Raw genomic sequence first — 17,773 nt, forward strand, 5'->3', positions numbered from 1 at the left:
CTGGGCCGCGGCTGGCTGATTGCCGGCGCGGCGCTGGGCAGTGCCGCCGAGTTGGCCTCGGTGCTGGATGCCGGAACACTGACCCAGATGCTGGTGCTGCTGTTCTTCGCCGGACTGCTGGCCCTGGGTTTGACCCAGGGGGAGCGGTTGCTGACGTGGTGGGCCGCGGTCGCCATTACAGCGGCGGTAGTCTGGTTCCTGCGCAACTATGCGTTCGTGCTGCTGGTCTTGGTGGCCATAGCGTTGATTGTGCTGGCGCTTTCCCGGCTGGTAAGGGTGGAGAACCGCAGGAACTAAGCCGGCGCGCTACTCGGCGCCTTTCGGGGCGCTGGCGGGCGCTGAGTCGAAGATCACCAGGGTCCCGGGCGGCAAATGATTTGCGCGCCCGGGGGTGAACCTGTCACACTGGATAAGTTGCTTGATTGCAGCCGCGTGCTCGAAAGAGCACAAAAAACTGAATTCGAACGACCGAGATCGGCACTCACCCAGGATAATGCCTGGGGTTCGGGAACGATACGACTGCTTCGAATGCATTGGATTCCCGCACTTCGCGTGAGCGTCGAGGGCAGAGTTGTGACCAAAAACTTCACGACACGCCCGACCGCGGGGGTCGGAGCCTCCTGCGGGTGAGGAACCCGGATCTGATCCGGATTCAGTCGCAGTGCAAGGCGTGCCGGTCCGCAAGGGCCCGTAGGCACAGTAACTGTAGAGAGTGCTATCAGAAAGAGGCGTGACGCCATGGCGGGACAGAAGATCCGCATCCGGCTGAAGTCGTATGACCACGAGGTCATTGACGTTTCGGCCCGGAAAATCGTTGAGACGGTAACGCGCGCAGGCGCAACCGTGGTCGGCCCAGTGCCGCTGCCAACGGAGAAGAACGTGTACTGCGTTATCCGTTCGCCCCACAAGTACAAGGACAGCCGTGAGCACTTCGAAATGCGCACGCACAAGCGTCTGATCGACATCGTCGATCCGACCCCGAAGGCCGTTGACTCGCTGATGCGTCTCGACCTGCCGGCGGATGTCAACATCGAAATCAAGCTCTAGGGGAGGTGCTGAGAGAACTATGACCGCAACCCGTAATGTCAAGGGCCTGCTGGGCACGAAGCTCGGCATGACCCAGGTTTGGGACGAAAACAACAACCTGATCCCGGTCACCGTGGTGCAGGCTGACAGCAACGTTGTCACCCAGCTGCGCAACGCCGAGCGTGACGGTTACGCCGCAGTTCAGATCGGCTACGGCCAGATCGATCCGCGCAAGGTGACCAAGCCGCTGGCTGGCCACTTCGAGGCCGCCGGTGTGACCCCGCGTCGCCACCTGGTAGAACTCCGCACCGCCGATGCAGCCGAATACGCTGCGGGCCAGGAACTGTCTGTCGAGCTGTTCGAGGCCGGCCAGAAGGTCGACGTCGTGGGCACCTCGAAGGGTAAGGGCTTTGCCGGCGTCATGAAGCGCCACAACTTCGCTGGTGTTGGTGCTTCGCACGGTCAGCACAAGAACCACCGCAAGCCAGGTTCCATCGGCGGCGCGTCCACTCCCGGTCGCGTTTTCCGTGGACAGAAGATGGCCGGTCGCATGGGTGCCGAGCGTGTCACCACGCAGAACCTGACCATCCACGCCATCGACGCTGAGAAGAACCTCCTGTTGATCAAGGGTGCCGTTCCAGGCGCTCGCGGCCGCGTCGTACTCGTACGCACCGCTGTGAAGGGAGCATAAGTAAATGTCTAAGGCACTTAACGTAGACCTGCCTGCAGAGATCTTCGATGTGCAGACCAACGTGCCGCTGCTGCACCAGGTAGTTGTTGCACAGCTGGCCGCCGCACGTCAGGGCACCCACAAGGTCAAGACCCGCGCCGAAGTTGCCGGTGCCGGCCGCAAGCCGTTCAAGCAGAAGGGGACCGGCCGCGCCCGTCAGGGCTCGATCCGCGAACCGCAGATGACCGGCGGTGGCATCGTCCACGGTCCGACCCCGCGTGACTACTCGCAGCGCACCCCCAAGAAGATGAAGGCTGCTGCCCTGCGCGGCGCCCTGTCTGATCGCGCTCGCTACGATCGCGTCCACGTGATCGAGAACCTGGTGGCCGGCGATCAGCCGTCGACCAAGGAAGCTCTGGCAACCCTGCGTTCGCTGACCGAGCGCAAGAATGTCCTGCTCGTGATCGAACGCGCCAACGATGTGGCCGCACTGTCGGTTCGCAACCTGGTTGAGGTCCACGCCCTGTACGTGGATCAGCTGAACACCTACGATGTTCTGGTTTCGGACGACGTGGTCTTCACCAAGCTGCATTCGATGCCCTGGTTCAGAAGGAGGAAGCCAAGTGAGCGTCTTCTCAAAGGCTCCGCACGACGTGGTCATCGCACCGGTCGTCTCGGAAAAGAGCTACGGTCTGATCGATGAAGGTAAGTACACCTTCATGGTCGACCCGCGTTCGAACAAGTCGGAAATCAAGAACGCCGTTGAAGCCATCTTCAACGTGAAGGTTGATTCCGTAAACACCATCAATCGGCCGGGTAAGCGCAAGCGCACCCGCTTCGGGTGGGGTACGCGCAAGGACACCAAGCGCGCCATCATCACCCTGAAGGAAGGCTCGATTGACATCTTCGGCGGTCCGCTTTCCTAAGCGGAGACCACTTTAACGAGGAATAAGAATAAATGGGAATTCGTAAGTACAAGCCGACTACCCCGGGCCTGCGCGCTCGTCGGTAGCCGACTTCGCAGAAATCACCCGATCGACTCCGGAAAAGTCGCTGGTTCGCCCGCTGTCCAAGACTGGCGGCCGCAACAACTCCGGTAAGATCACCACCCGTCACAAGGGTGGCGGACACAAGCGCGCCTACCGCCTGATCGACTTCCGTCGCCAGGACAAGGACGGCGTGCCGGCAAAGGTCGCTCACATCGAGTACGACCCGAACCGTACCGCCCGTATTGCCCTGCTGCACTACGTGGACGGCACCAAGCGCTACATCATCGCCCCGAACCACCTGAGCCAGGGCGACATCGTGGAAGCTGGTCCGAACGCGGACATCAAGCCGGGCAACAACCTGCCGCTGCGCAACATCCCGGTGGGTTCCGTGATCCACGCCGTGGAACTGCGCCCCGGTGGCGGTGCCAAGATGGCCCGCTCCGCAGGTGCCTCCATCCAGCTGGTGCTCGCGAGGGCAAGTTCGCCCAGCTGCGCCTGCCTTCGGGTGAAATCCGCAACGTCGATGTGCGCTGCCGCGCCACCATCGGCGAAGTGGGCAACGCCGAGCAGATCAACATCAACTGGGGCAAGGCCGGCCGTATGCGCTGGAAGGGCGTCCGCCCGACCGTGCGTGGTGTGGCCATGAACCCGATCGATCACCCGCACGGTGGTGGTGAAGGTAAGACCTCCGGTGGTCGTCACCCGGTCAACCCCAATGGTAAGCGTGAAGGACGCACCCGTCGTCCGAACAAGGACAGCGACAAGCTTATTGTGCGTCGCCGTCGTACCGGCAAGAACAAGCGATAGGAGCCTGGAGACATGCCACGCAGCCTGAAGAAAGGCCCCTTCGTCGATCAGCACCTGTACCTGAAGGTCGTTGCTGAGAACGAAAAGGGCACCAAGAACGTCATCAAGACGTGGTCCCGCCGTTCGATGATCATCCCGGACATGCTGGGACACACCATCGCCGTGCACGACGGACGCAAGCACATCCCGGTGTTTGTCACCGAATCGATGGTTGGGCACAAGCTCGGTGAGTTTGCCTCGACCCGCACGTTCCGTGGCCACGTGAAGGACGACAAGAAGGGCAAGCGCCGCTAGGCCCCGGAAGGGATCTAGTGTCGCTTAGCACTTCTTCGATAGACGAGAGAAGGAAAGCAATGGAAGCCAAGGCAATTGCGCGTCATCTCCGCGTAACGCCTATGAAGGCCCGGCGCGTCGTCAACCTTGTTCGTGGTCTGCAGACCAACGAGGCACTGGCAATTCTGAAGTTTGCCCCGCAGGCAGCTTCGGAGCCCGTGTACAAGGTTGTCGCATCGGCAGTGGCTAACGCCCGTGTCGCCGCGGACCGCGCAGGTGAAGCATTCAATGAGGACGAGCTGATTATCAGCGAGGCGTTTGTAGACGAAGGTCCGACCATGAAGCGGTTCCAGCCGCGTGCTCAGGGTCGTGCCTTCCAGATCAAGAAGCGCACCAGCACATCACCGTGGTTGTTTCAACCCCGGAGAAGGGTGGGGAAAAGTAAATGGGACAGAAGGTAAACCCGAACGGTTTCCGTCTCGGCATCACCACTGACCACGTTTCGCACTGGTTCGCCGATTCCAACAAGCCAGGCCAGCGTTACAAGGATTTTGTCAAGGAAGACGTCAAGATCCGCGAACTGCTGTCCACCGGCATGGACCGCGCAGGCATCGCCCGCGTTGAGATCGAGCGCACCCGTGACCGCGTGCGTGTGGACATCCACACCGCCCGCCCGGGCATCGTCATCGGCCGCCGCGGCGCCGAAGCCGATCGCATCCGCGGTGAGCTGGAGAAGCTGACCGGCAAGCAGGTGCAGCTGAACATCCTCGAGGTCAAGAACCCCGATATCGAAGCCCAGCTGGTTGCCCAGGGCATCGCCGAGCAGCTTGCTTCGCGCGTGGCGTTCCGCCGCGCGATGAAGAAGGCCATGCAGTCGGCAATGCGTGCAGGTGCCAAGGGCATCCGCGTGCAGTGCTCGGGCCGCCTGGGTGGCGCCGAAATGTCGCGCAAGGAGTTCTACCGCGAAGGTCGTGTGCCGCTGCACACCCTGCGCGCGAACATTGACTTCGGCAAGTTCGAAGCCAAGACCACCTTCGGCCGCATCGGCGTGAAGGTCTGGATCTACAAGGGTGACGTAACCGCCAAGGAACTGGCTGCACAGCAGGCCGCTGCCGCTCCGGCACGTGGCCGTGGCGGTGACCGCCCGAACCGTGGTGGCGACCGTCGTCGTCGCAACGACCGCAACAAGGCTGCCGCACAGGCTCCTGCTGCGGAAGGAGGAGAGGCTTAAATGCTTATCCCACGTCGTGTGAAGTACCGCAAGCAGCACCACCCGAACCGCTCGGGTGCTGCCAAGGGCGGAACCACCGTATCGTTCGGTGAATACGGCATCCAGGCTCTGACCCCGGCCTACGTGACCAACCGTCAGATTGAAGCCGCCCGTATCGCCATGACCCGCCACATCAAGCGTGGCGGTAAGGTCTGGATCAACATTTACCCGGACCGTCCGCTGACCAAGAAGCCTGCCGAAACCCGCATGGGTTCCGGTAAGGGTTCGCCGGAATGGTGGGTCGCAAACGTCAAGCCGGGACGCGTTCTGTTTGAACTGTCCGGCGTCAGTGAAGAGGTAGCTCGCGAGGCCCTGCGCCTGGCAATCCACAAGCTGCCGTTGAAGGCACGCATCGTGCGTCGTGAGGGTGGTGAATAGGAATGGCTATTGGTTCAAAGGACCTGACCATTGAGGCTTTGGATGGCTACGACAATGCTCGTCTGAACGAGGAATTGAAGAAGGCCAAGGCCGAGCTGTTCAACCTCCGTTTCCAGTCGGCTACCGGTCAGTTGGAAACTCACGGCAACCTGAAGGCTGTCAAGCGCGATATCGCTCGCATTTACACTGTGCTGCGCGAACGTGAGCTCGGCATTCGCCAGGAAGTCGTTGTCCCGGTTGAAGAAACCAAGAAGGGCAAGGAAGCCAAGTAATGAGCGAGAAGGAGAACGGTGTGGCTGACGCAACCGAGCGTAACTACCGCAAGACCCTCCGTGGTTACGTGGTTTCCGACAAGATGCAGAAGACCATCGTCGTTGACGTTGAGGACCGTGTGAAGCATGCCCTCTACGGCAAGGTGATGCGCCGCAACAAGAACGTCAAGGCTCATGACGAGAACAACGAAGCCGGCATCGGCGACTTGGTTGTTATCGCTGAGACCCGCCCGCTGTCCGCTGACAAGCGCTGGCGCCTGGTGGAAATCGTCGAGAAGGCCAAGTAAGCCCTCCCGGTGATTCCACGGTTGACGTGAATTGCTGAGAACGCCCCGCAGTACTCCCTCAGGAGAACTGCGGGGCGTTTTCGCATTCCCGGACCGGAGTTCTAACCTCGGATCGGTAGGGCGCGGCTACGGGCAGGTCAAAGAAGGAGACCTCTTTTGGCCCGAATTCCGTGTCAGCAACCGACACGTTCAGTTATCTGCCACGAAATCTTTGTCCGGCCTCGCCTCTCACGCCAGCCGTTGGACGTCTGCGAAACCACGAAGGATCTCATTGTGCATTCCATCCAGAGACGGCTGGGGAAAGCTAAACGACCTGCCGGCCTTCCTCGGGCGTAAGCATCGGAACGAGCCGCACAAGCACCACCATTGCGACCAACTCGACCAGGGTTTGCGTCACTACCGCTAGCGGGGCGATCCCCAGCGGGGCCGGTAGCGCGAGCGCCAAGGGAAGCACCACCAGGGAGTTGCGGGTGGCAGCCGAGAACATCACGCACGCGTGGACGGCACATCGAGCCCGGTGGTCTTGCCCGCGAGCCGGCCGATGGCAAGAGCGGCAACCACGAAGACAACATATAGAGGAACTACGCGGGCAAGCGAGCCGATCTGCGACCCCACGGCCGCGATCTGTGATCCGAGAACCACGCAGAGCGTGGCCATCATTAGCGGCACCATCGCGCCCGCCATGACTTCTTCGACGGCTCTTCCCACATGATGGCGTCGGGAAACGCTTTGCACGGCAGCCGCGGCGGCGAGCGGTAGCACGATCAGCAAGAAGAAGGCCTTGGCAAATGGCCCAATCTCAATGACCGACAGCACTTCTGCGCCAACGAACAAGAAAAGGTAAACGGGCAGCAACAGGATTTGGGCGAGCATCAGCAGGGGTGCCGCCGCAAGCAAACGTGAGCGCGCGCCACCAGCTAGACCCGTAAACACGATGACGTAGTCAATGCACGGGGTAAGCAACACGAGCAACACTCCGAGCAGCAGCGCTTTGTCATCAGCCACGAAACGTGAGAGGGCCCAGGCGATAGCGGGCACGAACACGAAATTCGCGACCAGGACCGTACCCAGGAACCGGAAATCTCCAAACGAACGTGCGACCTCGACCAAAGGCACCCCGAGGAAGGTTGCGAACAATAGGAGCATCAGAACCGGCTCGATCCCAAGCTCTAACGCCGGGGCCAGCTGTGGTGCACTTAGCCCCAGGACCGCTCCTACGCCGATGGCCAATAGATAGAGCGGGACTTGCTGCCTATCCCACCATTCAACGATCCGCTTCATTCCTCAATCCTCCAGCATCGAAGCGGCAGACCTAAATGACCGTCGACCGTGTCCATTAGGCAGGAGACTTGCTGGGACTCAATTCCTGAAATAACCCATGCCCGTCCATAACCAGATGCCGGGCAACCGCGTTGCCGAGCGGCCGCCCGGCAAAGGTATTTCCAAGGCACATCATCACACCCAGTATGAGCGTGGATATCCAGTACCTCAGACCCCGGCAGGCGTGATGCCTGTGACGAACTACCGAACGGCAGTGCACAGGGTACTAGGCCGCAACCACGCATATCGCTGGGGTGCTAAGCCGGATTCCTGGGGGAGGCGTCCTGGATGACGGTATCGTCCTCCAGGGTTATCGTGTAGGACAGCGCAGGTGCCGGCCCGCCATTACCCTCCAAACGGCTGCCAAAGGCTTTTCCTGGCCACCATGCGGCGTATCGGCCGTCCTGAACCGTAGCTTCTACCACCTGGCCGTCCGGAGTAGTGATGGACACGGCTTTCACGTCCTCACCGACGTTCCCGTGGGTCAGGGCAACGTCGGGCCGTTCTGGGAACCCGAAAGCGTTGCGGCCACGGAACTCGGCAATGTTCCCTTCAGTGAATTCCCCGCCGACGGGAAGGAAACCCTGGTCTCCGCCTGCCCGGCTGGAATCAATGGTGTCGGCTTGTGGTGCACCGACTGGCAGGTGAGCAAGGCACATACCAGCCATATGCTCGGAAGAAGCGGTATACAGCAGGACCACCCATTCACCGCGTCGTTCGGCGAGGTCTAACTGGGCAGGTACCAGATCCAGGCGGCCCCGGCAGGCGGAATCGGCCACGGCACGGTCGGCGGCGCTGATGGTTCCGGGGGCGGCAGTCCACGATGCGTAGGCCGCATCATTGGCCCCCGGCCCGGGAAAAAGTACCACCGTCGCGGTGACGGCGGCAGCCACGGCCACCGCAACGGGTGTCGCTATCCGACGTACCGGATGGGAGCGGAGCGCGTGGGACCGGTGATCGGTGACTCGCCCATCGTCGGGATCACTCGCGAGGATTTGTTGCAGCCCTGCGTTGGCTTTGATTCGTTCGGACTCGTTCAGACTGCCGCTGGGGGCCGCATCCAGGAGGCGAAAAGCTTCCATTTGCGCATTCTTGTTCTTGTTCATGTCTATGACTCCGTCATGAGGAATTCGGCAAAGGAGTTAGGGGATGCAGAAGCATCGAGCATGCGGCGCAGAGACTTGCGCGCACGATGAAGCCGAAGGCGGTAGGCGGCCGATGAAATCCCCAGAACCTGTCCGGCCTTGGACGAGGGAAGCTCTTCCCAGATTGCAAGAGCCAACACTTCTTGGTCGAGGGGCCGCAACTGGCGCCAAGCTGCGACCAAATCGACGTGTTCATTGATCAACTCGGTTGCTGCATCGGTAAAAGTTGAAGCGTGGGCAGCGATCCTGACAACCAGCGCTCCTTGACGTTTTTCCCCGCGCACGTTGTTCAACATGCAGTTCCGCGCGACTGCGAACATCCAGGCTCGGGCGTCCTCGTGTTCGGTTGGAAGGTCATCCCAGCGGCACCAAGCGACGAGGAAGGCTTCGTGGATGATATCCTCGGCGTGCTCGGGACCAGCCCGGCGTTGCACGAAGCGGAGTACGTCGGTGTAAATCAGCTCGTATAGCCCGGAGAACCGTGTCTCCCGCTCCTGCCTTGTTTGTGAGGTGCTCATACTTATACATGTCCGCACGTCGCCATTTGTTACCCGAAGTAGGGCGCTGTTCCAGTGAAGTTGGTCCATGTCCAAGAACGGACCGATGGATTGATTCGGAAGGCCGCTTAAAACACGGACAACGAGTAACCCCGCTTGCCAATATAGCGGGGGAGAACTGCGGTCCGGGAGCCACCCCCTTCCAGAATCTTCCGTGCACCGGCTGGTTCAATTAGGTACTGCCGTCCGGCCCAGGAAGCCCCGCGAACCAATGAGCAACGGGGGCAGGCAAGCTTCATAACCACGCGTTCGCCGGCTTCAGCGCGACAGCGACGTCCTGGACGCCACCGGTCTACCGAGGCGAGGGCGGAACAACGCGCTAGGTGAATTCCGACGAGGAAGCAGCGGCCTGGCGTTGATAACTTCCAGGGGTAAGGCCAATGAACCGGCGGAAGTCCGTGGCGAAGTGGGCCTGATCCGTATAGCTCAGTTCGGCGGCCAACCGGGCCAGGGACAACCCGGGCTCCCCGCGCAACCGCATCGCCGCCTCCTGCACACGGTAGCGACGAATAACCTGCAAAGGCGGGACACCGAGATGGGCGGCGCTCAGGCGCTGCAGGCTGCGTACGCCCACATCCAGGGCATCGGCCAAGTCTGACACCTGGGTCATCGAACGGTTGGTGGCAACCAACCGCAGCATGCGATTGGCCAGCAGCCCGGTGTCGCTGGGTTTCGGCAGCTTTGCGAGCCATCGGGCGAGCACTTCGATGGCTTCGAAAGCGTCAGACGCTGGAACGGCCTGAGCCATCAGGGCTTCAACCCGGCCCTGCAGTGCGGGCTGTGGGAAGGGGAGTTCCCGACCCGCCAGCCCGGCAGGGTCCACACCCAGCTGTTCGGCGGCCGCCGGCTGCAGCAGTGCGGCCAGCACCCAGCCCGTGCCTTCCAGGTCTCGATGCGAGGTGCCGGTGCTGGGCCCACTCAGCAAGACGGAGCCGGGTTGCACGACCAGGTTCAGCGTCGGGAAGGTCAGCAGTTGTTGGCGACGTACCTGGTTTGGGGCCAAGTCCCACCGCGCCAGCCAGAACCACTGAACCGTCTCGGCCAAGGACGGCGGAGGGGCGTGGCGTTCGAAGTGGGGCAGCGACGCAGGATAGAGCACACCCCGTTCGTCTCCGGCTTCCCCTGCCATGTGAACCTCCACGTGCTTCTTGGGCCGTCGCGGCGAATGTCGCATATTTGCAAGAATCCTACGACGCCGGGCCCTAACCTGAATGCATGAGCACAGAAAACACCCCGATGCGCGGGGTCACTGGAGAGCACACCACCAACGGGACGCCCCACGGGACGACCAGCCTGACCCCCTTCCTGGCCATCGAAAACGCCCGTGAGGCCGTTGAGTTCTACCGTGAGATCTTTGGCGCCCGGTTGGTGGACGCCACTGAGATGGGCGGCGTGCTGGTCCACGCCGACCTGGACTTCGGCCAAGGCCACCTGCAGCTGGGTGTTCCCAGCCCCCAGTTCGGCCTGGTGCCACCGCCAGCGGGGGAGGAGGCCTGCTATTCGCTGGCTTGTACTGCCCGAATGTGGATGAGGTGCTCGAGCGCGCCCTCGCCGCCGGGGCGGTGCTGCGTGAACCGGCCACCACGTTCGTCTCGGGGGACCGCTATGCCTCCATCCGTGACCCGTTCGGGGTGCGTTGGTCGGTGATGAGCCGGGTCGAGGACCTCACCGAGGATGAAAGCAACCGGCGGGTGGCCCAGTGGGCGCAGGAACAGGCGGGCACCGAGTAACCCGGTTGAATATGCCGCGATTATTCGAGCCAGCGCACCGGTCGCGCGGCACTGCTGCCGGTGCGTTTCTGCGTGCTCGCACTCATGCCTTGACGTCTCTCCCGCAGTGCCGGTATTGTGACGAATCACGCGTTGCCGGCCCCTACCACACCATTTCGGAATAGCGCGAATCTGGGATAGGATAGATACTTGTGCGCATTGTGTCCGAGGACTATCCACCTTCGGCACGCTGCAGCGGTGTGGGAACATGTTTCGGCCCGCAGCACGACCCCGGTATTTTACGCCTCGGCCCTGCCGCCATTTGGGATCAGCATTCGGTGCGCCCTCGCCGGTGGGGGTAAGCGATCGTATCGGGGAGACCATTATCCGTTCCGCAAGGCTCGTTCACGAGAACCAGCGAGACGACAGGAGTAATAAGTGATTCAGCAGGAGTCGCGACTCAAGGTTGCCGATAACACCGGTGCCAAGGAAATCCTTGCCATTCGTGTTCTCGGCGGCTCAAAGCGTCGCTACGCAAGCATCGGCGACACCATCGTCGCTACCGTCAAGGACGCAATTCCTGGCGGCAACGTGAAGAAGGGTGACGTCGTCAAGGCCGTCATCGTTCGCACCAAGAAGGAAATCCGTCGCGTTGACGGTTCCTACATCAAGTTCGACGAGAACGCTGCGGTGATCTTGAAGAACGAGGGTGAGCCTCGCGGTACCCGTATTTTCGGCCCAGTGGGTCGTGAGCTTCGCGACAAGAAGTTCATGAAGATCGTTTCCCTGGCTCCGGAGGTGCTGTAACCATGGGTGCAAAGATCAAGAAGGGTGACCTGGTTCAGGTCATCAGCGGCGGCGACCGCGGCAAGCAGGGCAAGGTCCTGAAGGTCTTCCCGGCCGCCCAGCGCGTCCTGGTGGAAGGCGTTAACCGCGTCACCAAGCACACCAAGGCCGGTCAGACCGAATCCGGTTCGACCACCGGCGGTATCGAGGTTGTCGAGGCCCCCATGCACGTTTCGAACGTTGCCGTGGTGGATCCTGAAACCAAGAAGCCGACCCGCGTTGTTTCCGGAGGAAACCGTAGAGAAGAACGGTGTGAGCAAGACTGTGCGCATCCGTTACGCCAAGCTTCCGGAAAGGATCTGTAATGACTGAAGCAGCCACCAAGATCCAGCCACGTCTGAAGGCAAAGTACACCGCCGACATCCGTCCGGCGCTGCAGGAGCAGTTCAACTACTCCAACCCCATGCAGGTTCCGACCCTGACCAAGGTCGTCGTGAACATGGGTGTGGGCGAAGCCGCCAAGGACTCGAAGATCATCGAAGGCGCCGTACGCGACCTGACGGCCATCACCGGTCAGAAGCCAGTGATCACCCGTGCTCGCAAGTCCATCGCTCAGTTCAAGCTGCGCGAAGGCATGCCGATCGGTACCCACGCCACCCTGCGCAACGACCGCATGTGGGAATTCGTTGACCGCCTGATCACCCTGGCGCTGCCGCGTATCCGCGACTTCCGCGGACTGAGCGACCGCCAGTTCGACGGCAACGGAAACTACACCTTCGGCCTGACCGAGCAGTCGATGTTCCACGAAGTTGATCAGGACAAGATCGACCGCGTTCGTGGTATGGACATCACCGTGGTGACCACCGCCAAGAATGACGACGAAGGCCGCGCCTTGCTCAAGGCACTGGGCTTCCCGTTCAAGACCGAAAACTAAACTCACTACGTTACAGGTCCGATACAAAGGAAACCGTAACGAGGAAGGCTGAAGCCACATGTCTATGACAGATCCAGTCGCAGATATGCTGACTCGTCTGCGCAATGCCAACTCGGCATACCACGACAGCGTTTCGATGCCGTCGAGCAAGCTGAAGGTTCGCATTGCCAACATCCTCAAGGAACAGGGCTACATCGCCTCCTTCGAGGAAGAGGACGCAGAAGTCGGCAAGAAGCTGACCATCACTTTGAAGTACGGTCCGCTGCGCGAGCGTTCGATCGCCGGCGTCCGTCGCATCTCCAAGCCAGGTCTGCGCGTTTACGCAAAGTCCACCAACCTGCCGCACGTGCTCGGTGGCTTGGGCATCGCTATCCTGTCCACCTCCTCCGGTCTGCTTACTGACCGCCAGGCTGCAAAGAAGGGCGTGGGTGGGGAAGTCCTCGCCTACGTCTGGTAACGGGAAGGAAGGGAATACACAATGTCACGTATTGGACGTCTTCCGATTACCGTTCCTGCCGGCGTCGACCTGAAGATCGACGGACAGGACGTCACCGCCAAGGGCCCGAAGGGTGAACTGTCGCTGACTGTTGCAGCGCCGATCACCGTCGCCTGGAGGAAACCACCCTCACCGTCAGCCGCCCGAACGACGAGCGCGAATCGCGTTCGCTGCACGGCCTGACCCGCAGCCTGATCGAAAACATGATCATCGGCGTCACCCAGGGTTACGAGAAGAAGCTCGAAATCCACGGCACCGGTTACCGTGTCCAGGCCAAGGGCGCCAACCTGGAGCTTGCTCTGGGCTACTCGCACCCGGTCAGCGTTGAGGCACCGGCGGGCATCACCCTGACCGTCGAGGGCAACAACAAGATCACCGTTGCTGGCATCGATAAGCAGCAGGTCGGCGAGGTTGCTGCCAACATCCGCAAGCTGCGTAAGACCGAGCCTTACAAGGGCAAGGGCATTCGCTACGCCGGCGAACAGATCCGCCGCAAGGTCGGAAAGGCTGGTAAGTAATTATGGCTATCGGAATCAAGGGCAAGAGCAAGTCCGCAGCCCGCGGCCGCCGTCACCTGCGTGTGCGCAAGCGCCTCGTTGGCACCTCGGTCCGCCCGCGCCTGGTTGTCAACCGTTCGGCTCGCCACATCTTCGTACAGATCGTGGACGACTCGAAGGGCATCACCCTGGCCAGCGCTTCGACCATGGAAGCCGACCTGCGCGCCCTGGAAGCTGACAAGACCGCTAAGTCCAAGCGCGTTGGCGAGCTCGTAGCCGAGCGCGCCAAGGCTGCTGGCATCGAGGCAGTTGTCTTCGACCGCGGTGGAAACAAGTACCACGGTCGCGTTGCCGCCGTGGCAGACGGCGCTCGTGAAGGTGGGCTGGCACTGTGAGCGAATCAACTAACGAGAAGGAAACTCAGGTGTCTGAAGCTACCGAGGCAGTGGAAACTGCAGCGGCTAACGACAACAACAACTCTCGTCGCAACGAGGGCCGTGGCCGTCGTAATGAGGGTGGCCGTGGTCGTGGTCGCGATAACCGTGAAAACCGCAACGAAGACAAGGACAAGTTCCTTGAGCGTGTGGTCACCATCAACCGCGTTTCGAAGGTTGTCAAGGGTGGTCGCCGCTTCAGCTTCACCGCACTGGTCGTTGTCGGTGACGGCAACGGCACCGTAGGTGTCGGCTACGGCAAGGCCAAGGAAGTTCCCGCGGCCATTGCCAAGGGCGTCGAGGAAGCGAAGAAGAACTTCTTCCGCGTTCCGCGCGTTGGCACCACCATCCCGCACCTGGTCAAGGGCGAAGACGCTGCAGGCGTTGTGCTGCTGCGTCCGGCCTCCCCGGGTACCGGCGTTATCGCCGGTGGTCCGGTGCGTGCGGTGCTGGAATGCGCCGGCATCCACGACGTGCTGTCCAAGTCGATGGGTTCGCAGAACCAGATCAACATTGTGCACGGCACCGTTGCAGCCCTGAAGGCTCTGGAAGAGCCCCAGGCTGTGGCTGCCCGTCGTGGGCTGCCTCTGGACGAGGTTGCCCCGGCCGCAATGATCCACCACATCCAGACCCAGAAGGCAGGTGCATAGGCAATGGCGAACATTGTCCCAAGCGACGCCAAGCTGGAAATCACCCAGACCAAGTCCGTCATTGGTGCTAAGCAGGGCCACCGCGACTCCGTTCGTTCGCTCGGTTTGAAGCGTGTTGGGCACACCGTTGTCCGCACCGCAGACCCGGTGACCGTCGGCATGCTCAACAAGGTCCCACACCTGGTGAAGGTTGAGGAGGCTAAGTAAACATGGCTGAAAAGGAAAACGCACTCAAGGTCCACCACCTGCGTCCGGCCGAAGGTGCCAAGACCGCCAAGACCCGTGTGGGTCGTGGTGAGGCATCCAAGGGTAAGACCGCAGGCCGCGGTACCAAGGCACCAAGGCCCGCTACCAGGTCAAGGCAGGCTTCGCCGGCGGTCAGCTGCCGCTGCACATGCGTCTGCCGAAGCTGCGTGGCTTCAAGAACCCGTTCCGCGTCGAGTACCAGGTTGTGAACCTGGACAAGATCAACGAACTGTTCCCCGAGGGTGGCGAAGTCACCGTCGAGGCACTGGTTGCCAAGGGCGCCGTTCGCAAGAACGAGCCGGTCAAGGTGCTGGGCACCGGCGAGATCTCGGTCAAGGTTGACGTGAAGGCCAACGCCTTCTCGGCTTCCGCCGAACAGAAGATCGCCGCTGCCGGCGGCTCGGTGACCACCCTCTAAACAGGGTTCGAACCACGGTAAGGCCCCGGTGAATCCGTACTGCACGGATTCACCGGCCTTGCCACATTTACAGCACCTGACCTGAGCACCGGGCCCGATCACCACCGTGGACTATGGTGGGAGTTCGGGGGAAATTACGTCCATGCTGTACCGCCTATTTGGCGCGCCGGTGCCAGGAACCGCTAGAATTCATAAAGTCAACGCAAGAGTCTGCAGACCAGGCTCAGGCAAATACGTCAGGAGGACGCTTGTTCAGCGCCATAGCCCGAGTTTTTCGGACGCCTGATCTGCGCAACAAGTTGCTGTTCACGCTCGGTATTATTGCGATCTACCGTGTGGGTGTGTTCGTCCGGCTCCGGGAGTCAACTACAGCAACGTTCAGCAGTGTCTGGCACAGGGTGAAACCACCGGTGGCATCTACCAGTTTGTGAACCTGTTCAGCGGTGGAGCACTGCTGCAGGTCTCCGTCTTCGCCATGGGTATCATGCCGTACATCACCGCGGCCATTATCGTTCAGCTGCTGCGTGTGGTGATCCCGCACTTCGAACAGCTGCACAAGGAGGGTCAGGCCGGCCAGGCCAAGATGACCCAGTACACCCGCTACCTGACCATCGCCCTGGGCCTGCTGCAGGCGACCACCCTGGTCACCCTGGCACGCACCGGCACCCTGTTCCCGGGCTGTCAGCTGCCGCTGGTGCCCGACGAGAGCCTGATCGTGATCCTGCTGATGATCATCACGCTCACCGCAGGCACCGGTTTGATCATGTGGATGGGTGAGCTGATCACCGAACGCGGCATCGGCAACGGCATGTCGATCCTGATCTTCATCTCCATTGCCTCTGGCTTCCCCTCCGCCATGGGCGCCATCGGCCGCTCCCAGGGTTGGGGTGTGTTCACCGGAGTGCTGCTGATCGGCCTGCTGGTCATCGCCCTGGTGGTGTTCGTGGAACAGTCCCAGCGCCGTGTGCCGGTGCAGTACGCCAAGCGCACCATCGGCCGGCGCACCGTGGAGGTACCTCCACCTACATCCCGATCAAGGTGAACATGGCCGGCGTGATCCCGGTGATCTTCGCCAGCTCCATCCTGGCGCTGCCGCAGATGATCGTGCAGTTCAACGTCCGTGACGACGGCACCCTGCCGGACTGGGCCCTGTGGCTGCAGACCCACTCGGCCACCTCCTCGCCGTGGTACATGGCCGTGTACACGCTGCTGATCATTGGGTTCACCTACTTCTATGTGGCCATCACCTTCAACCCGGTTGAGGTGGCGGACAACATGAAGAAGTACGGCGGGTTCATCCCCGGCATCCGTGCCGGCAAGCCGACCGCGGACTACCTGAACTACGTGATCTCCCGAGTGACCTTCCCCGGATCGCTCTACCTGGCAGTCGTTGCGTTGATCCCATTGATCGCATTCGTTTTGTTCAACGCCGACCAAAACTTCCCATTTGGCGGGACCTCGATCCTCATCATGGTTGGTGTGGGCCTGGAGACCGTCAAGCAGATTAATGCTCAGATGCAGCAACGACACTACGAAGGACTTTTGCGATGACTCGACTGTTGATTATCGGACCTCCCGGGGCCGGCAAGGGCACTCAGGCCGAAAAGATCTCCGAGCGCCTGCAGATCGTGGCGATCTCCACCGGTGACATCTTCCGCGCCAACGTCAAGGGCGGAACCCCGCTGGGCGTGGAGGCCAAGAAGTACATTGATGCCGGCAACTTCGTGCCGGACTCGGTCACCAACAACATGGTGCGTGACCGCCTGGCCCAGCAGGACGTGAAGGACGGCTTCCTGCTGGACGGCTACCCGCGCACCAGCGCCCAGGTGGACGCGCTGGATGAGATTCTGGCCGCCCAGGGGCAGAAGCTGGACGGCGTGCTGCAGCTGACCGCCGATGACAACGAGCTGGTTGCCCGCCTGCTCAAGCGCGCCGAGATCGAAGGCCGCGCCGATGACACCGAAGAGGTCATCCGCCACCGCCTGGCCCTCTACCACGAGGAGACCCAGGTCGTGGTCGACCGCTACGAGGAGCGCGGCATCGTGCGCAAGGTCGACGGGATCGGGGCCATCGACGAGGTCACCGACCGCGTCCTGTCCGCCTTGAACGTGAACGCCTAGTACGCAAGGCGCTACCGGCCAAGGATCGTATCGAGCTGCCCAACGGCGGGCGCGGTACGGTCCTTGGCCATTTTCAGGAACACCGTCCCACCCGGCCCACCGGGACTGGGACACAGCAAAGGGAGAACCCGTGGCTTTCGGACAGCCGAAAATCGAATACAAGTCCAATGCGCAGATTCTGAAGATGCGCGAAGCCGGCCTGGTGCTGGCCGAGGCCCTGGATGAGGCCGTCGCCGCCGCCCAGCCGGGGGTCACCACCAAGGAGGTCGACGCGGTCTTCGCCGGGGTGCTCGAACGCCACGGCGCCACCAGCAACTTCCTGGCTACCACGGGTTCCCGGCCACCATCTGCGCCTCGGTCAACCATGAGGTGGTCCACGGCTTCCCCAGCGAATACGTGCTCAAGGACGGGGATGTGCTGAAGATTGACGGCGGGGCCATCGTGGACGGCTGGCACGCCGACTCGGCGCGCACCGTGCTGCTGGGCGAC

20 protein-coding genes and 9 pseudogenes are annotated in these 17,773 nt (G+C 61.6%); 25 read left to right on the forward strand and 4 right to left on the reverse strand.

Annotated elements, in window-relative coordinates; genetic code table 11:
- The 12 genes and pseudogenes from JCM19049_RS01925 to rpsQ form a co-directional block, all read left to right on the forward strand.
- Window positions 1-297: hypothetical protein (locus JCM19049_RS01925; protein ID WP_279402259.1), on the forward strand; the 297-nt coding region annotated here is incomplete at its 5' end.
- Between the two features lie 441 nt (window positions 298-738).
- Window positions 739-1,047 (forward strand): 30S ribosomal protein S10, encoded by a 309-nt coding sequence (rpsJ, locus tag JCM19049_RS01930; protein ID WP_013349689.1) that lies wholly within the window; start codon window positions 739-741, stop codon window positions 1,045-1,047.
- Between the two features lie 19 nt (window positions 1,048-1,066).
- Window positions 1,067-1,717, forward strand: coding sequence for a 50S ribosomal protein L3 (gene rplC / locus JCM19049_RS01935; RefSeq protein WP_054820630.1), 651 nt, complete (start codon window positions 1,067-1,069; stop codon window positions 1,715-1,717).
- 4 nt (window positions 1,718-1,721) lie between these two features.
- On the forward strand, window positions 1,722-2,399 hold the full coding sequence (rplD, locus tag JCM19049_RS01940) for a 50S ribosomal protein L4 (RefSeq protein ID WP_306420630.1): 678 nt from the start codon (window positions 1,722-1,724) through the stop codon (window positions 2,397-2,399).
- A complete protein-coding gene (gene rplW, locus JCM19049_RS01945; protein WP_054820631.1) occupies window positions 2,320-2,622 on the forward strand; it encodes a 50S ribosomal protein L23 in 303 nt (100 codons plus the stop codon). Before rplD ends, rplW begins: the two co-directional genes overlap by 80 nt.
- A 32-nt stretch (window positions 2,623-2,654) precedes the next feature.
- Window positions 2,655-3,492: pseudogene (gene rplB / locus JCM19049_RS01950) on the forward strand (50S ribosomal protein L2).
- Between the two features lie 12 nt (window positions 3,493-3,504).
- A complete protein-coding gene (rpsS, locus tag JCM19049_RS01955) occupies window positions 3,505-3,786 on the forward strand; it encodes a 30S ribosomal protein S19 (RefSeq protein WP_054820632.1) in 282 nt (93 codons plus the stop codon).
- Between the two features lie 59 nt (window positions 3,787-3,845).
- A pseudogene (rplV, locus tag JCM19049_RS01960) lies at window positions 3,846-4,210 on the forward strand (50S ribosomal protein L22).
- A complete protein-coding gene (gene rpsC / locus JCM19049_RS01965; protein WP_054820634.1) occupies window positions 4,211-4,996 on the forward strand; it encodes a 30S ribosomal protein S3 in 786 nt (261 codons plus the stop codon).
- A complete protein-coding gene (gene rplP, locus JCM19049_RS01970; protein ID WP_054820635.1) occupies window positions 4,997-5,413 on the forward strand; it encodes a 50S ribosomal protein L16 in 417 nt (138 codons plus the stop codon). It abuts the gene before it with no gap.
- Between the two features lie 2 nt (window positions 5,414-5,415).
- Window positions 5,416-5,685, forward strand: coding sequence for a 50S ribosomal protein L29 (gene rpmC, locus JCM19049_RS01975; RefSeq protein WP_054820636.1), 270 nt, complete (start codon window positions 5,416-5,418; stop codon window positions 5,683-5,685).
- On the forward strand, window positions 5,685-5,972 hold the full coding sequence (rpsQ, locus tag JCM19049_RS01980; RefSeq protein WP_054820637.1) for a 30S ribosomal protein S17: 288 nt from the start codon (window positions 5,685-5,687) through the stop codon (window positions 5,970-5,972). Before rpmC ends, rpsQ begins: the two co-directional genes overlap by 1 nt.
- A gap of 304 nt (window positions 5,973-6,276) precedes the next feature.
- Here the strand turns inward: rpsQ and JCM19049_RS01985 are convergent.
- From JCM19049_RS01985 to JCM19049_RS22870, 4 genes and pseudogenes are all read right to left on the reverse strand, one after another.
- Window positions 6,277-7,253: pseudogene (locus JCM19049_RS01985) on the reverse strand (arsenic resistance protein).
- A gap of 296 nt (window positions 7,254-7,549) precedes the next feature.
- Complete coding sequence (locus JCM19049_RS01990; RefSeq protein WP_054820638.1) at window positions 7,550-8,398, reverse strand: hypothetical protein; 849 nt, start codon at window positions 8,396-8,398, stop codon at window positions 7,550-7,552.
- Between the two features lie 2 nt (window positions 8,399-8,400).
- The gene (locus JCM19049_RS01995) at window positions 8,401-8,955 is read right to left on the reverse strand and encodes a sigma-70 family RNA polymerase sigma factor (protein WP_054820639.1); all 555 of its coding nucleotides are present in this window, start codon (window positions 8,953-8,955) and stop codon (window positions 8,401-8,403) included.
- Between the two features lie 358 nt (window positions 8,956-9,313).
- Complete coding sequence (locus JCM19049_RS22870) at window positions 9,314-10,168, reverse strand: helix-turn-helix domain-containing protein (RefSeq protein ID WP_308417088.1); 855 nt, start codon at window positions 10,166-10,168, stop codon at window positions 9,314-9,316.
- 41 nt (window positions 10,169-10,209) lie between these two features.
- Here JCM19049_RS22870 and JCM19049_RS02005 point away from each other — a divergent pair.
- From JCM19049_RS02005 to JCM19049_RS02065, 13 genes and pseudogenes are all read left to right on the forward strand, one after another.
- Window positions 10,210-10,724 (forward strand): annotated as a pseudogene (locus JCM19049_RS02005) (VOC family protein).
- Window positions 10,725-11,141: 417 nt separating this feature from the next.
- Window positions 11,142-11,510: a 50S ribosomal protein L14 gene (gene rplN, locus JCM19049_RS02010; RefSeq protein WP_054820641.1), complete on the forward strand. Its 369-nt coding sequence runs from the start codon at window positions 11,142-11,144 to the stop codon at window positions 11,508-11,510.
- 2 nt (window positions 11,511-11,512) lie between these two features.
- Window positions 11,513-11,854: pseudogene (gene rplX, locus JCM19049_RS02015) on the forward strand (50S ribosomal protein L24).
- On the forward strand, window positions 11,854-12,423 hold the full coding sequence (gene rplE, locus JCM19049_RS02020) for a 50S ribosomal protein L5 (RefSeq protein ID WP_054820642.1): 570 nt from the start codon (window positions 11,854-11,856) through the stop codon (window positions 12,421-12,423). Before rplX ends, rplE begins: the two are co-directional and overlap by 1 nt.
- 58 nt (window positions 12,424-12,481) lie before the next feature.
- Entirely contained in the window at window positions 12,482-12,880 is a 399-nt protein-coding gene (gene rpsH, locus JCM19049_RS02025; protein WP_054820643.1) for a 30S ribosomal protein S8, read from the forward strand.
- Window positions 12,881-12,901: 21 nt separating this feature from the next.
- Window positions 12,902-13,437 (forward strand): annotated as a pseudogene (gene rplF / locus JCM19049_RS02030) (50S ribosomal protein L6).
- A gap of 2 nt (window positions 13,438-13,439) precedes the next feature.
- The gene (rplR, locus tag JCM19049_RS02035) at window positions 13,440-13,811 is read left to right on the forward strand and encodes a 50S ribosomal protein L18 (protein WP_054820645.1); all 372 of its coding nucleotides are present in this window, start codon (window positions 13,440-13,442) and stop codon (window positions 13,809-13,811) included.
- A complete protein-coding gene (gene rpsE / locus JCM19049_RS02040; protein WP_138177216.1) occupies window positions 13,808-14,500 on the forward strand; it encodes a 30S ribosomal protein S5 in 693 nt (230 codons plus the stop codon). Before rplR ends, rpsE begins: the two co-directional genes overlap by 4 nt.
- 3 nt (window positions 14,501-14,503) lie before the next feature.
- On the forward strand, window positions 14,504-14,707 hold the full coding sequence (rpmD, locus tag JCM19049_RS02045) for a 50S ribosomal protein L30 (RefSeq protein ID WP_054820646.1): 204 nt from the start codon (window positions 14,504-14,506) through the stop codon (window positions 14,705-14,707).
- Between the two features lie 2 nt (window positions 14,708-14,709).
- Window positions 14,710-15,164 (forward strand): annotated as a pseudogene (gene rplO / locus JCM19049_RS02050) (50S ribosomal protein L15).
- A 248-nt stretch (window positions 15,165-15,412) separates the two neighbouring features.
- Window positions 15,413-16,715 (forward strand): annotated as a pseudogene (secY, locus tag JCM19049_RS02055) (preprotein translocase subunit SecY).
- Window positions 16,712-17,284: an adenylate kinase gene (locus JCM19049_RS02060; RefSeq protein WP_054820648.1), complete on the forward strand. Its 573-nt coding sequence runs from the start codon at window positions 16,712-16,714 to the stop codon at window positions 17,282-17,284. Before secY ends, JCM19049_RS02060 begins: the two are co-directional and overlap by 4 nt.
- Window positions 17,285-17,414: 130 nt before the next feature.
- A pseudogene (locus tag JCM19049_RS02065) lies at window positions 17,415-17,773 on the forward strand (M24 family metallopeptidase); the annotation flags it as partial.

This window comes from Arthrobacter sp. JCM 19049 (assembly GCF_001310435.1).